The 14030-nt window shown below is 53.2% G+C and carries 13 protein-coding genes; 8 read left to right on the top strand and 5 right to left on the bottom strand.

What is annotated here, in order from left to right:
* Window positions 1-151: 151 nt before the first annotated feature.
* Both SPL01S_RS01925 and SPL01S_RS01920 read right to left on the bottom strand, forming a co-directional pair.
* Window positions 152-2926: an ATP-dependent Clp protease ATP-binding subunit gene (locus tag SPL01S_RS01925; protein ID WP_063197293.1), complete on the bottom strand. Its 2775-nt coding sequence runs from the start codon at window positions 2924-2926 to the stop codon at window positions 152-154.
* Window positions 2927-3201: 275 nt separating this feature from the next.
* Window positions 3202-4167, bottom strand: coding sequence for a Dyp-type peroxidase (locus SPL01S_RS01920; protein WP_063197291.1), 966 nt, complete (start codon window positions 4165-4167; stop codon window positions 3202-3204).
* 614 nt (window positions 4168-4781) lie between these two features.
* Between SPL01S_RS01920 and SPL01S_RS01915 the strand changes: the two genes are divergently transcribed.
* The 6 genes from SPL01S_RS01915 (at window position 4782) to moaE (ending at window position 9258) form a co-directional block, all read left to right on the top strand.
* Window positions 4782-6191: a cytochrome ubiquinol oxidase subunit I gene (locus tag SPL01S_RS01915; RefSeq protein WP_063197289.1), complete on the top strand. Its 1410-nt coding sequence runs from the start codon at window positions 4782-4784 to the stop codon at window positions 6189-6191.
* Window position 6192: 1 nt separating this feature from the next.
* Window positions 6193-7203, top strand: coding sequence for a cytochrome d ubiquinol oxidase subunit II (cydB, locus tag SPL01S_RS01910; RefSeq protein ID WP_063197287.1), 1011 nt, complete (start codon window positions 6193-6195; stop codon window positions 7201-7203).
* A 28-nt stretch (window positions 7204-7231) separates the two neighbouring features.
* On the top strand, window positions 7232-7378 hold the full coding sequence (locus SPL01S_RS24290) for a DUF2474 domain-containing protein (protein ID WP_073972009.1): 147 nt from the start codon (window positions 7232-7234) through the stop codon (window positions 7376-7378).
* 159 nt (window positions 7379-7537) lie between these two features.
* On the top strand, window positions 7538-8524 hold the full coding sequence (gene moaA, locus SPL01S_RS01905; protein ID WP_063197285.1) for a GTP 3',8-cyclase MoaA: 987 nt from the start codon (window positions 7538-7540) through the stop codon (window positions 8522-8524).
* Window positions 8525-8561: 37 nt separating this feature from the next.
* The gene (gene moaD, locus SPL01S_RS01900; protein ID WP_004951848.1) at window positions 8562-8807 is read left to right on the top strand and encodes a molybdopterin synthase sulfur carrier subunit; all 246 of its coding nucleotides are present in this window, start codon (window positions 8562-8564) and stop codon (window positions 8805-8807) included.
* Window position 8808: 1 nt separating this feature from the next.
* Window positions 8809-9258 (top strand): molybdopterin synthase catalytic subunit MoaE, encoded by a 450-nt coding sequence (gene moaE, locus SPL01S_RS01895; RefSeq protein ID WP_063197283.1) that lies wholly within the window; start codon window positions 8809-8811, stop codon window positions 9256-9258.
* A gap of 62 nt (window positions 9259-9320) precedes the next feature.
* Here the strand turns inward: moaE and SPL01S_RS01890 are convergent, their stop codons facing one another.
* A complete protein-coding gene (locus tag SPL01S_RS01890) occupies window positions 9321-10238 on the bottom strand; it encodes a bestrophin family protein (RefSeq protein ID WP_004951843.1) in 918 nt (305 codons plus the stop codon).
* 602 nt (window positions 10239-10840) lie between these two features.
* On the opposite strand from SPL01S_RS01890, the gene SPL01S_RS01885 reads away from it, so the two are divergent.
* On the top strand, window positions 10841-11911 hold the full coding sequence (locus SPL01S_RS01885) for an AI-2E family transporter (RefSeq protein ID WP_063197281.1): 1071 nt from the start codon (window positions 10841-10843) through the stop codon (window positions 11909-11911).
* A 43-nt stretch (window positions 11912-11954) separates the two neighbouring features.
* Here SPL01S_RS01885 and bcp read toward each other — a convergent pair whose 3' ends face one another.
* Window positions 11955-12419, bottom strand: coding sequence for a thioredoxin-dependent thiol peroxidase (gene bcp / locus SPL01S_RS01880; protein ID WP_006316879.1), 465 nt, complete (start codon window positions 12417-12419; stop codon window positions 11955-11957).
* Between the two features lie 2 nt (window positions 12420-12421).
* Window positions 12422-13027, bottom strand: coding sequence for a glycine cleavage system transcriptional repressor (locus SPL01S_RS01875; RefSeq protein WP_196229885.1), 606 nt, complete (start codon window positions 13025-13027; stop codon window positions 12422-12424).
* Window positions 13028-13137: 110 nt separating this feature from the next.
* On the opposite strand from SPL01S_RS01875, the gene dapA reads away from it, so the two are divergent.
* Window positions 13138-14019, top strand: a complete 882-nt coding sequence (dapA, locus tag SPL01S_RS01870) for a 4-hydroxy-tetrahydrodipicolinate synthase (RefSeq protein ID WP_004951829.1) — start codon at window positions 13138-13140, stop codon at window positions 14017-14019.
* Window positions 14020-14030: the final 11 nt, after the last annotated feature.

Raw genomic sequence — 14030 nt, 5'->3', positions numbered from 1 at the left:
TGCGCTTTGCCATTTCTCTGTCTGCACCGGCGGCCAGACAGAGCGGGTGCTCAGGCGGCAATAAATCTTTTACGGGTGACTCACTGGGCGTGAAAAAGACGACTGGCAACTTCACGCCTGATGTTCCGCCGCCGCAGGACGGCTTTTTAGCTTATGCCTGCGGCTCCGCGGGCGTTTGCGGCCCAGTCTGAGCAACAGGCGTTTCTGGCGTTGTCAGCGGGGCTGGATTCTCCTTGCTTATGGGGGGCAGTTTGTTAAACACGACCTTGTCAGTGGTTTGATCATAGCCAATCTCGACGCTGTCGCCCGACTTCAGGTTGTCGCCAAGAATTTCCTTCGCCAATCGGGTTTCCACTTCCTGGCGGATCCTGCGTTTCAGTTCACGGGCGCCAAAGTCAGGCTGATAGCCCACGTCCACCAGGTGTTCCACCAGAGAATCTGCAATATTGAGAGTGATATTCTGAGCTGCCGCCGTACGCGTTAAATGCTCAAGTTGGATATTCACGATTAAACGAATGTTTTCCTGAGACAGAGAGTTGAACACGATGACTTCATCGATGCGGTTCAGGAACTCAGGACGGAAGTGGCCCTTGAGCACTTGCATCAATTCGTCGTGAATCGTCTTGTCTGACTTGCGTTCCGCCTCCGGTAGCGAGGCGTTATTCATGATCACCGCAGAACCGAGGTTGCTGGTAGCAATGATGGTGGTGTTGCTGAAATCGACCACGCGCCCTTTACCGTCCGTCAGGCGGCCATCATCGAATACCTGCAGCAGCACGTTGTAGACGTCCGGGTGCGCTTTCTCGATCTCGTCGAGCAAAATTACGCTGTAAGGGCGGCGTCTTACACGCTCGGTTAACTGGCCGCCTTCGTCATAACCCACATACCCTGGAGGGGCACCGATCAGACGGGCAACGGCATGGCGCTCCATGTATTCCGACATGTCGATACGGATAATGGCCTGTTCGTCACCGAACACCGTTTCGGCGATGGCCTTGGCCAGCTCGGTTTTGCCGACGCCGGTAGGGCCGAGGAACAAGAAGGTGGCGATAGGGCGGTGTGCCTGGCTCAGCCCGGCGCGCGACAGGCGTACGGCGTCGCTGACGGCTTCGACCGCATCATCTTGCCCGACCACGCGTTCACGCAGTTTGTCTTCCATATTGAGCAGTTTTTTCCGCTCTTCCTGGGTTAACTCGGTCACCGGGATGCCGGTCAGGCGCGACACCACTTCAGCGACGGAAGACAGGGTGACTTCCAGCGTCTCCGAACCCGTTTTGCGCTGCCAGGCTTCCGTTAACTCTTCAAGGCGCGCCCGTTTGTCACTAATTTGCGCTTCGAAGCTTTTAACGTCGTCAAATTTTTTACGCGAAGACGCCGAGTCTTGCTCGCGTTTCAGGTGGGCGATTTCCGCTTCCAGTTCCTGAATATCAGCCGGCCGGGAGGTGGCGGAAATGCGAACGCGGGCCGCCGCCTGGTCAATCAGATCGATGGCCTTGTCCGGCAAGAAGCGTGACGTGATATAGCGATCGGACAGTTCGGCCGCCGCGACGAACGCTTCATCAACAAAGGTCACCTGATGGTGCGCTTCCAGTTTGTCGCGCAGACCACGCAAAATGACGATGGTCTGGTCGACGGTCGGTTCCGGTACCAAAACTGGCTGGAATCGACGTTCAAGCGCAGCATCTTTCTCGATATGTTTTTGGTATTCGTTGAGGGTTGTGGCGCCAATCAGGCTCAGTTCACCGCGCGCCAGCGCCGGTTTCAGTACGTTGGCAATGTCCAGGCCGCCTTCGCCGCCGCCCTGACCGGCACCGACAATGGTATGGAGTTCGTCGATAAACAAAATCAGTTCGGCATTTTTCTCGCTGACCTCATCAATCAACTGTTTGGCGCGTTCTTCGAATTCGCCGCGGTATTTTGTGCCCGCCACCATTGAGTTGATATTTACTTCGACCAGGCGCTTGCCCCGCAGCACTTCGGGCACGTCACCTTTGACAATGCGCTGCGCCAGCCCTTCCACTATGGCGGTTTTGCCCACGCCAGGCTCGCCGATCAGCACCGGGTTGTTTTTCTTGCGGCGGGCAAGCACTTCAATGGTACTTTCAATCTCCTGCGCGCGGCCGAGCACCGGATCCAGCTTGCCCTGGCGCGCCATTTCAGTCAGATCGCGGCCAAACTTATCCAGCGTTGGCGTGCCCGTCGGGGTATCGATACGGCCGTCTTCCGCACCTTTACCCACAAGCTTCACCACTTTCTGTCGCAGAGCGGCTGGGGTAACGCCGTATTTTTTCAACAGGGCGCCGGCAATGCTGTCCGGCACTTCACTGAGCCCGATCAGCAAATGCTCCGGGCCAACATAGGAATGGCCCAAATCGCGGGAGGCCTGGAAAGCGTACATAAAGGCCTTTTTCAGACGTGGGGAAACCGTCATGTCTTCCAGAGTAGCGCCGGTTTCGGCGGCCCCCTTGTAAGCATGCTGGTCAATGTAGGCCTTGATGTCCTGCGGCGACAACTTGAGTTCTGTCAGCAGGGCGGAGCAGACATCGGTATCCGCCAACACATACAGCAGGTGCTCGGTATCAAGTTCACTGCGGTGCAGTTCATGCGCTTTTTCTGCCGCGCGTTGCAGCAGCTCAAGCGTTTGTTTGCTGAAGGCATCGGTGGCATCGATGGATTCGCGCGGGACTTCCGCAGAGAACCCGGACGTTTCTTCCGCCGCTTCGTCTTCGGTTAACTCATTAAAGAAACGCGATAAGGCGCCGCCGCCACCCAACAGTGAGTCGAATGGATTGAGAATATTTTGATGGCGCGTTAATTGCCGGTAATCGTAATCACAGATGGCAATGGATTTCCTTTGACCATTTTGCATCACTGTCACACGGCCCGATGCCGGGCGAGCATGACAAATATCACATAAAATAGGCATGGTGAATTAACTCCTATCAAGTTAAAGCGATTTAACTTCAATAAAACAGGCGTTTTAGGTATGTCTGTTATTTATTTAATCTTGTCGGGTTAAATAATGGTGTTAGCGAATTTAATGCTGGCTCCTTATTGGTGGTGGTGAGTTAAGGCATCGTTATCACAATGCCGTTTGCGAAATGAAGTGCATCCGGCATTTTTCAGTAAAATGCTGGATGCGTTACTCTTTAATTGTCTTTTAATAATTGTCTTTTAATGATTTTTTCGCCAGCCGTGACGTCAATGACTATTGGGCGGCACACTGCGCGTCGACAAGGCTTCTAATAACGTCAGCGATGGAATAAAGAATAAACCGCCGGTGACGGCATGGCTGAAGTCGAGCAAACGGTCATAATTACCCGGTGGAAGGCCAATAATCATATTTTCAAGCATTTGTTCTATCGGCGCTGGGGAGCGGGCATAGCCGATAAAATAGGTGCCGAACTCGCCCATGCCGGGTCTGCCAAACGGCATGTTATCGCGCAGGATCTTTACTTCGTTGCCATTCTCGTCTTCCAGCGTGGTGAGTGAGCTGTGGGATGAGGAAGGTTTTACGTCGGCATCCAGCTCAATATTGGATTGTTTATGGCGCCCGATAATGCCCTCTTGCTGTTCAACGGTCAGCGCATTCCAGCCTTTCATATCATGCAGATATTTCTGCACCAAGGCGTAGCTGCCGCCGGCAAAGGCGCGGTCTTCCTCACCCACCACGGTGAAGTCGATGGCTCCGCGGCCTTCAGGGTTTTCGGTACCGTCGACAAAGCCGATCATGGCGCGTTGATCGAAATAACGGAAACCCTGAACTTCATCCACGACGGTGACGGCATCGCCGAGTTTATTCAGCAACTGGGTCGCCAGCTCAAAGCACAGATCCATTTCTTCGGCACGAATATGTAAGAGAATGTCACCGGGCGTAGCGACGGCGACACGGCCGCCGGATCCTATTTCACGAAAAGGATGCAATTGCGCCGGGCGCGGAATGCCGAAAAGCGTATTCCAGGCGGTGGAACCGAATCCGCAGACGCATGACAGCCGTCCATCCGGCGCTCTTTTCGCTACCGAGCGCACTACCGCCGCCACGTCGGCACACCAGTTGCGTACGGTGGCGTGGTGTTCCGGCGTATTTGTTATTGTCGCGACAATGAAGATGGCACTGCGCGTAACAGGGCTAAAAACTGCCTGTGAATCATCATAATACGTGCTCATAAGTCGTCTACCATCCAGTAAAGGTTAAATATGATATTTAAAAAGCAACAATAACTGATGTAAAACGCATTAAATATAGAGCTACCTTTTTTACTTTGCATTGTCAATGTTGAAACAACCTCTCCAAATAGCATATCAAAACTTAACAAGGTGCGTGATAGATTGTATCTATTGCGCAATAAAATTAACCAATTTGACGAAATGTTATTGGCAGGTAAAATTAATTCACAAGGCGAGGGAAACTGAGAAAAACCAAGAGAGCATTAGCTGGAAAAAAATGCGGTAAGTTCGGAAGACATGCCGTTAAAATTTAAAATAAAATCATCTGCGTTGCTGAGGCGCATCGAGGCTAATTAATTAGCCTGATTCTAGCCATGTTCGTGCCCATAAACCCACCCTTGGGGCACTCGTAGGCCTATTTGGCTAAAAAGTACGGACAGGAAGTTAAATAATTACCGGGATTAAAAAAGGACGGCATGGGGTTTTCCTTCTGTTTTGCGTGGCTCATTTAAATAATGTGGCCCGCTTTTTAATGGATGGCGGGCTGTGACCCGGAATAGCAATATAACTTTGGTTTATAAACTTATCAGAATGGTGATACACAGGGGTGAACAATGTTGGGATTAGATGCCTTCCATTTAGCGAGGATACAGTTTGCCTTTACTGTCTCCTTCCATATTATTTTTCCGGCTATTACCATCGGGCTCGCGAGTTTTCTGGCGGTGCTGGAAGGTTTGTGGCTGAAAACGCGTAATGACACCTACCGTGAGCTTTATCATTTTTGGTCGAAGATATTTGCGGTCAATTTTGGTATGGGGGTGGTGTCAGGTCTGGTAATGGCTTACCAGTTTGGCACTAACTGGAGCGGTTTTTCGCAGTTCGCCGGCAGCATTACCGGGCCGTTATTGACCTATGAAGTGCTTACCGCTTTCTTCCTGGAAGCCGGTTTCCTCGGGGTTATGCTGTTTGGCTGGAACCGGGTAGGGCGCGGGTTGCATTTCTTTGCGACCTGCATGGTCGCGCTGGGGACGCTCATCTCGACCTTTTGGATCCTGGCTTCGAACAGCTGGATGCACACGCCGCAAGGCTATGCGATCGAAAACGGTATTGTGGTGCCGGTCGACTGGCTGAAAATTATCTTTAACCCGTCATTCCCTTACCGTTTATTGCACATGTCTACCGCCGCTTTCCTGGCCAGCGCCTTCTTCGTCGGGGCATCGGCTGCGTGGCACCTGCTGCGGGGCAATGATTCGCCGGCGGTGCGCAAAATGTTCTCCATGGCGCTCTGGATGGCGCTGTTTGTCGCCCCGATTCAAGCGGTAATCGGCGATGCTCACGGCTTGAATACCCTGGAGTACCAACCGGCGAAAATTGCCGCCATTGAAGGCCATTGGGAGAACCGACCGGGTGAAGCCACGCCGCTGGTGCTGTTCGGCGTGCCGGATATGGACCAGGAAAAAACCCGTTATAAGCTGGAAATTCCCTATCTGGGCAGTTTGATCCTGACGCACAGTCTCGACAAGCAAGTACCGGCGTTGAAAAGCTTCCCTAAGGAAGATCGCCCGAATTCCACCATCATCTTTTGGTCGTTCCGCGTGATGGCCGGTCTGGGCATGCTGATGATTCTGCTTGGTGTCGTCAGCGCATGGCTGCGTTGGAGAGGCCGTCTGTATCAGTCGCGTCCTTTTTTGTGGTTCGCGTTGTTAATGGGACCTTCAGGCCTGATTGCATTGTTGGCCGGGTGGTTCACCACTGAAATCGGTCGTCAGCCCTGGGTGGTGTATGGGGTGCAACGGACCCGCGACGCCGTTTCCGCGCACGGCGATATGCATATGAGCTTCAGCCTGCTGGCTTTTATCGCGGTGTATTGCTCGGTGTTCGGCGTCGGCTATATGTACCTGATGCGTCTGATCAAGAAAGGCCCGGGGAGCGACGATACGCATGGCGCCGTTGCCGACGGCACGCCGGCGCGTCCGCTGTCTGCGGTTCAGGATCCTTTGAACAAGCCGGAAGGGAGAAACTAACATGGGCATCGATCTTTCAATTATTTGGTTCACCATCATCGTATTTGCCACCTTGATGTATATCGTGATGGATGGTTTCGATCTCGGGATTGGTATCCTGTTTCCGTTCAATAAGGATGCCACCGAGCGCGACATGATGGTCAACACCGTGGCGCCGGTCTGGGACGGCAACGAAACCTGGCTGGTGTTGGGCGGTGCGGCTCTGTATGGCGCTTTCCCGCTGGCCTATGCCGTTATCACCGATGCGTTGTCCATTCCGCTGACCGCGATGCTGATTGGCCTGATCTTTCGTGGCGTGGCGTTTGAATTCCGCTTCAAGGCCACGCCGGAGCATCGTCCGTTTTGGGACAAGGCGTTTATTGTCGGCTCGATCCTGGCGACTTTCAGCCAGGGGGTTGCCGTCGGGGCAATATTGAATGGCTTCGAGGTCACCGGCCGCGTCTACAGCGGTTCGGCGCTGAGCTGGCTGGCGCCGTTCCCGCTGTTCTGCGGCCTCGGCCTGGTGGTCGCCTATGCGTTATTGGGCTGTGCCTGGCTGATTATGAAAACGGAAGGGGCCTTGCACCGCAAGATGTCCGAGTTGGCAATCCCCCTGACGCTGGTGCTGCTGGCCGCCATTGCCATCATCAGCATCTGGACGCCGTTAGCGCACCCAGATATTGCCGCGCGCTGGTTCACCGCGCCGAATATCTTCTTGTTCCTGCCGGTGCCGCTGTTGGTTCTGGCCTTTGCCTGGGGCATCGTGCGGGCGGCGTATAACCGCCGGGCCAGCTATGGTCCGTTCCTGATGACCCTGGGCTTGATGTTCCTGGGTTTCAGCGGCCTGGGGATCAGCATTTGGCCGAATATCATCCCGCCGTCGATCTCCATCTGGCAGGCGGCGTCACCGCCTCAAAGCCAGGGCTTTATGCTGGTCGGCGGGTTACTGATTATCCCGGTCATCCTGGCTTACACCTGCTGGAGCTATTACGTGTTCCGCGGAAAAATCAAACCGGACGAAGGTTACCATTGATCGATAACCTTGCCAGGAGATGAATATCATGAAACCTCTGACAGACAGCCATCCGGCCCTTTGGCGGCGCTTGATGTGGATGATGGCCATTTGGGCCGCCAGCGTGCTGGCCCTCGGCGTAGTGGCATCGGTATTTAAACTGCTGATGGTCGCAGCCGGCATGAAGTCTCACTGAAAAAGTAAGCAGCCAGGCTATGGGCTTAACAGATAGCCTGGCTTTGCTTCTCGGTCAGCCTCGGGGCAATCAACAGCAACGCCATTATTTTCCGCTCTGACACTTAAGTCATAAGTGCCTGATGATTTCTTGTTACTGCTCATTTGGGAGGTATTGCAGATGTCGACATTTACCGATCCCTGGGAACGTAAGTTCTATTATTTGCGGCTCTCCATTACGGATGTGTGTAACTTCCGTTGCAGCTACTGTTTGCCTGACGGGTATCGTCCCACCGGGGGCAACAACAAAAGCTTTCTGACGTTGGATGAAATTCGGCGGGTTACGCGGGCTTTTGCCGCCTGCGGCACGGAAAAGGTCCGTCTGACCGGCGGTGAACCCTCACTGCGCAGAGATTTTGTCGAGATTATTGAAACCGTCAGACAAAATCCGGAAATCAGCAATATTGCCATGACCACCAATGGTTACCGCATGGCGCGTGATGTGGCACGTTGGCGGGCCGCTGGGCTGACGTCCATTAACGTCAGCGTGGATAGCCTGGACGCCAACCAGTTTCACGCCATAACCGGCCAGGACAAGTTCAGGCAGGTCATGGACGGCATTGACGCCGCCTTTACGGCGGGGTTTGACAAGGTCAAGGTCAATGCCGTTTTGATGCGCGGGATCAATCATCATAGCCTGCAGACGTTCCTTGACTGGATTAAGCACCGCCCGATTCAGCTGCGTTTTATCGAACTGATGGAAACCGGGGAAGGACGAGACCTGTTTCGCCAACATCATATTTCGGGAGAGGTGATCCGTGAGCGCCTGGTCGTCATGGGGTGGCAGCGCCGGGAACGAGAGCGCAGCGCAGGCCCGGCTCAGGTGTTTTTCCACCCGGATTACCAGGGGGAAATCGGCCTGATAATGCCGTACGAAAAAAATTTCTGCGCCAGCTGTAACCGGCTGCGGGTCTCCGCAACGGGGAAGTTGCACCTTTGCCTGTTTGGTGATGGCGGCATTGGCTTGCGTGACCTGTTGCAGGCCGACAGCAGCCAACAAGAGTTGCAAGAGCGTATTGCGCACAGTTTATTGCAGAAAAAACAAACGCATTTCTTGCATCAGGGGAATACCGGCATCACGCAAAACCTGTCGTTTATCGGGGGGTAATTTTACTGGAGAAAGACCATGACCACACGGGGGGATCATGATTGACGTTTTATTCTTTGCTCAGGTACGTGAGCTGATCGGTTGCAACCATCTGCAACTCCCTGCCGACTACGCCACGGTGGCGACGTTACGCCAGGCGCTGTCGCTAAAAGGCGACCGTTGGGCACTGGCGCTGGAGGGCGATAAACTTTTGGCTGCGGTAAACCAAACGCTGGTGCCTTTCGATCACCCCTTGAATGCCGGTGATGAAGTGGCCTTTTATCCGCCGGTAACCGGGGGTTGAGATGCAAAATAAAATCATCGTCGATACCGAGAGTTTTGATATCGCGCGGGAACATCAATGGCTATCGGCCTCAGAGACCGAGGGCGCCGTGGTCACTTTCGTCGGCAAAGTACGAAACAATAATCTGGGCTGTGATGTCAATGCCCTGACGTTGGAACATTATCCCGGCATGACCGAAAAGTTGTTGGCGCAGATTGTTGATGAAGCCCGCCTCCGTTGGCCACTGGGGCGGGTGGTCGTGTTTCATCGCATTGGCGAGATGCGGGCAGGCGATGGCATCGTTTTGGTCGGCGTCAGTAGCGCTCATAGAGCCGACGCCTTTCTTGCCGCAGAATTTATTATGGATTATTTGAAAACCAAAGCGCCATTCTGGAAAAGAGAATCAACGCCGCAGGGCGAACTATGGGTTGCCGCAAGGGATAAAGATTGCGCGGCAGCTGAACGCTGGTAGTTATTTGAACATGTTATTCCCATCAGGCTTCGGCACGGTGTATACCGTGCCGAAGAGTGGCGTCAGATCAGATTGAAATAACGGTCGGGTTTGAGCAGGGCAGGCAGAGGTTTTTGATTGTTCATTTCCATCAGATTACGTTCGATGGTATTGCAGATGGCATTCAATGGCAGATCATTGGCGCTGGTACCAAAGGGGTCTTCCAGCTCTTCGGCCAGTGAGTCCCAGGATAAAAAGGTATAGGAAATAAAGACGGAAACGAACGGCGTCATGTAATGCAAATCTGAAACCAGCGCAAACGGCAGCAAGGAACAGAATAAATATACGGTGCGTTGCAGGATCAGCGTGTAGGCGAAAGGCACCGGCGTGTTGGCTATTCTTTCGCAACCACCGAGAACATGTGCGAGTTCATCCAGTTTATTATCGAGCATTTTATAGGTGACATCGCTTAATTTACCCGCCAGACGCAATTTGCCAATCTCGTCGCCCAATAATAACAAGACTCTGTTAGTGGGCATTGGGCTGGCGATGATCTCCGAGAAAGCCTCTCTCGGTAAAATGCGATATAAGTCAGCCGTGGGATCGGTGTTTCTTAATTGGTGCTTCAAACTCCAGCTAAACGCAATAAGATATTTTGCAATTTCCTCATGATTTTTTTTATCTTCCGGAAGCAGGTTTTTTAATTGTCTCAATAATGTGCGCTCCGCTATCAGCAGGGTTCCCCATAACATTCGCGCTTCAACAAAGCGGCTGTAGCTGGCGCTGTTGCGAAAACCCAGAAAAATAGCGATGGCGATCCCCAACAGGCTAAAGGGGGCAATGGTGAGATGTATGCCAAGTTGTTCATACCATTGATAAATGATGATGGCGACAATAGACATGAGGATATTTAAAAACAGGCGGAAGGTGATTTTTGACAACACCGAGCCGTGCCAGTCAAACAGGCGGAGAAACCAGTGTTGGTTTGGGCGAATAATCATGGGTTTACTACTCCCTGGTAGCTTACTTTTGGCTGTGATTGTTTTAGTGATGAATAATTATCATGGCCGATAATATGTAACAATGTATGAGATTTCTCATTGGCAAGTGAATGTTTACTGTATGACATAGGGCGATGATGATCAGACTCTCTGAGTCGGTGTTTAAATTATCTGATTTATTTATTCAATAATCAATACATCCAAAAAATAATTAAGATTGTGCTGCTAAGATAAATAAGAGTTATTGAGTGACCCGCCGTTTTTACGCCCCGTTTTCGTTTAATGGCCGAGACGCGGAAGCCAAATGAGAATAAAGAGTATTTTCTGCCGACGGAATGCCCTGCGCGTTGCCGGGATGTACGGATTGCGATTCGTCTCGGTTTAAGGATACGCTTGCACTGGGCTCTGGTATTCTTATGGAGCGTGTTGTGAGTTGGATGTTCTCCGGAGCGGCAAATCCAATCCGTTTGGTGTTGAAGCACAGCGAGATCGTCAGGTACTTTGCGTGTTGGCGTGCCCAACCGGTACCTCATTCATTTCATGAAAAGACCAACCCCAGGAACCGCAATGCCTGCCAGTCAAACCTCTAGGAGCACTCTCTGATGCTGGAGATGTTATTACAGTGGTACCGTCGTCGCTTCACCGATCCGCAGGCTATCGCCCTGCTGGTGATTCTGGTCGCCGGGTTCCTCATTCTCTATTTTCTGCACGGTATTTTGACGCCGCTGCTGGTGGCCATCGTGCTGGCGTATCTGCTGGAGTGGCCGACCGCGCGGCTGCAGCGTATCGGCTGTTCGCGCAACTGGGCGGCGAGCCTGGTGATGATCATGTTCGCCGGCATCGCGATGCTGCTGGTGTTTGTGGTGGCGCCGACCGCCTGGCAGCAGGGCATCAACCTGATGACCGATCTGCCGGGGATGCTCAATCAGTTCTATAACTTTGCGGCGACGCTGCCGAAGCGTTATCCGGCGCTGGTCGATGCCGGCATCATCGATATGATGGCGGAGAACTTGCGCGGGCGGCTGTCGGGCATGGGGGAGTCGGTGGTGAAATTCTCGCTGGCTTCACTGGTCGGGCTGCTGACGCTGGCGATTTACCTGATTCTGGTGCCGATGATGATGTTCTTCCTGCTGAAGGACAAAGAGCAAATGCTCAACGCGGTGCGCCGCGTACTGCCGCGCAATCGCGGGTTGGCGGGGCAGGTGTGGATCGAGATGAACCAGCAGATCACCAACTATATCCGCGGCAAGGTGCTGGAGATGGTGATCGTCGGCGTGGCGACCTATCTGGTGTTCGTTATTTTGGATATGCGCTATTCGCTGCTGCTGGCGGTGCTGGTCGGTTTCTCGGTGCTGATCCCTTATATCGGCGCGGTGTTGGTGACCATTCCTGTGGTGGTGGTGGCGATGTTCCAATGGGGCGTCGGCGCCGATTTCTGGACGCTGATCGTCGCCTATCTGGTGGTGCAGGCGCTGGACGGCAACCTGTTGGTGCCCATTTTGTTCTCCGAAGCGGTCAATCTGCATCCGCTGGTGATTATTCTGTCGGTGATCATCTTTGGCGGGCTGTGGGGCTTTTGGGGCGTGTTCTTTGCTATCCCGCTGGCCACGCTGGTGAAGGCGGTGATACATGCCTGGCCGGACGAACTGCGGGTGGACACGGAACGGGAATAAGCGGAAATGACGAAGCGCAGCAGGCCGCTGCGCTTCGTGAGAATTATTGCTGCAGGTAACTCAGAACGATGTCGTGATGATTGGTGGTTTTGAAATCATCAAACACTTTCTCGACTTTACCCTTGGTATCAATCAGGAAACTGATACGGTGAATGCCGTCATAGGTTTTCCCCATAAAGGTTTTTTCACCCCAAACGCCGAACTGCTGCGCCACCTGATGATCCTCATCAGATAACAGCGTGAAATTTAACAACTCTTTCTCGGCAAAACGCGACAGCTTCTCTGGTTTATCCGTGCTGATGCCCAGCACTTCGACACCCGCTTTTTTCAAGTCATCCATGTTATCCCGCAGACCGCAGGCCTGAACGGTGCAACCCGGCGTCATCGCCTTCGGATAAAAATAAACAAGCACTCGCTGTCCCTGGAAGTCGGCCAAATTAATTTCCTCACCGTCCTGGTCAGGCAAACTAAATTTCGGCGCTGTGTCACCGGCTTTCAATGGGCTCATCACTACTCTCCATCTTTCTCATCATGCTGTGGATAGTTAACAACGCTAATACTGCCTTGTGCGTTCAATTCTGTACATAGGTGATGGAAGGCTTGCTCAATATTTGATGCATCCGCGTTGCCGGGGCTGTGCGCGGTGATCTGAATGTAAAGCTGCGGCGGCAGGTGACCTTCCGCCGGTTGGGTTCTGGACACCAGCTCGGCAATGTTCATCTGGCTGGAGTCGAACAGATCGGTGAAGCGTTCAATGATGTGCGGCGAGTCTTTCACCTCAACCTGCACCCACACCGTGGCCGGCATCGGCGGCCTTTCATGCGAATTGGTGCGTTTCATCACAATCAGCAGCTCCATCTCCGCGCCTTTTTGCGGCAGAGTGGATTCAATCAGGGTAATCGCGTTCCAACTGCCGGAAAGCAGCATGATGAAAGTGAACTCCTCACCCAGCATGGCCAGACGGCTATCTTCGATATTGCACCCGCAGCTGCTGACGTGGCGGGTGATGGCATTGACGATTCCGGGGCGGTCGGCGCCGAGCGCGGTAATCACGAGATAGTGTTCATCTGGCTTAGGCAAAATGGATCTTCCTGTCGTGCTCAATGGGGTTACCATGGTAAACATAAAAAAAACCGCCTGCCAAGCGCTTACAACGCTGTTGTTTGCTTGCTTTTGGATAGGTAGCAAAAGTACCATGAGTGACTTGTTTGTGGAGGGGACGGCCAATGTTTACGGGAAGTATTGTTGCACTGGTTACGCCGATGGACGACAAAGGTGCTGTCGATCGTGCGAGCCTAAAAAAACTGATTGATTATCATGTAGCCAGTGGGACCTCGGCCATTGTTTCCGTAGGGACGACCGGCGAGTCCGCAACGCTTGCCCATGACGAGCACGTTGAGGTGGTATTGCAGACGCTGGAACTGGCCGCGGGCCGCATTCCGGTGATCGCCGGTACGGGCTCCAACGCCACCGCCGAAGCCATTTCGCTGACCAAAAGCTTCGAAAATACCGGCGTAGTAGGGTGCCTGACGGTAACGCCTTACTACAATAAGCCGACCCAGGAAGGGCTGTACCAGCACTTCAAGGCGATTGCCGAAAGCACCGAGCTGCCGCAGATCCTCTATAACGTGCCTTCACGCACCGGTTGTGACATGCTGCCGCCGGTGATTGCGCGTTTAGCAAAAATTAAGAATATTGTTGCCGTTAAAGAGGCAACAGGGAACTTAAGTCGTGTAAGTCAGATCCAAGTGCTGGTTGATGATGAAGATTTCATTTTGCTGAGCGGCGATGACGCCAGCGGTCTGGATTTCATGCAACTGGGCGGCAAAGGGGTGATTTCCGTGACGGCCAACGTGGCGGCGCGTGAAATGGCGCAGCTTTGCACGCTGGCAGCACAGGGCAACTTTGCTGAAGCACGCCGCCTAAATCAGCGCTTGATGCCGTTGCATCAGGATTTGTTTGTAGAAGCAAACCCAATTCCGGTGAAATGGGCCTGTAAGGCATTGGGATTGATGGCAACCGATACGATGCGTCTGCCTATGACGCCGTTGACCGACGCTGCTCGTCCGATCGTTGAGCGCGCGTTAAAAAGCGCCGGTTTGCTGTAACTCTAAGGGAA

The sequence above is a fragment of the Serratia plymuthica NBRC 102599 genome, from assembly GCF_001590925.1.
Taxonomy (GTDB): Bacteria; Pseudomonadota; Gammaproteobacteria; order Enterobacterales; family Enterobacteriaceae; genus Serratia; species Serratia plymuthica.
This window is presented reverse-complemented; position numbering and strand designations above follow the sequence as displayed.

What these genes read in the sequence shown, in the direction of transcription:
- moaD (WP_004951848.1), top strand. Translation starts at nt 8,562, where the DNA reads ATGATTGACGTTTTATTCTTTGCTCAGGTACGTGAGCTGATCGGTTGC.
- SPL01S_RS01875 (WP_196229885.1), bottom strand. Translation starts at nt 13,027, where the DNA reads ATGGTAACCCCATTGAGCACGACAGGAAGATCCATTTTGCCTAAGCCA.
- moaE (WP_063197283.1), top strand. Translation starts at nt 8,809, where the DNA reads ATGCAAAATAAAATCATCGTCGATACCGAGAGTTTTGATATCGCGCGG.
- moaA (WP_063197285.1), top strand. Translation starts at nt 7,538, where the DNA reads ATGTCGACATTTACCGATCCCTGGGAACGTAAGTTCTATTATTTGCGG.
- SPL01S_RS01890 (WP_004951843.1), bottom strand. Translation starts at nt 10,238, where the DNA reads ATGATTATTCGCCCAAACCAACACTGGTTTCTCCGCCTGTTTGACTGG.
- bcp (WP_006316879.1), bottom strand. Translation starts at nt 12,419, where the DNA reads ATGAGCCCATTGAAAGCCGGTGACACAGCGCCGAAATTTAGTTTGCCT.
- SPL01S_RS01885 (WP_063197281.1), top strand. Translation starts at nt 10,841, where the DNA reads ATGCTGGAGATGTTATTACAGTGGTACCGTCGTCGCTTCACCGATCCG.
- SPL01S_RS01920 (WP_063197291.1), bottom strand. Translation starts at nt 4,167, where the DNA reads ATGAGCACGTATTATGATGATTCACAGGCAGTTTTTAGCCCTGTTACG.
- SPL01S_RS24290 (WP_073972009.1), top strand. Translation starts at nt 7,232, where the DNA reads ATGAAACCTCTGACAGACAGCCATCCGGCCCTTTGGCGGCGCTTGATG.
- cydB (WP_063197287.1), top strand. Translation starts at nt 6,193, where the DNA reads ATGGGCATCGATCTTTCAATTATTTGGTTCACCATCATCGTATTTGCC.
- SPL01S_RS01915 (WP_063197289.1), top strand. Translation starts at nt 4,782, where the DNA reads ATGTTGGGATTAGATGCCTTCCATTTAGCGAGGATACAGTTTGCCTTT.
- dapA (WP_004951829.1), top strand. Translation starts at nt 13,138, where the DNA reads ATGTTTACGGGAAGTATTGTTGCACTGGTTACGCCGATGGACGACAAA.
- SPL01S_RS01925 (WP_063197293.1), bottom strand. Translation starts at nt 2,926, where the DNA reads ATGCCTATTTTATGTGATATTTGTCATGCTCGCCCGGCATCGGGCCGT.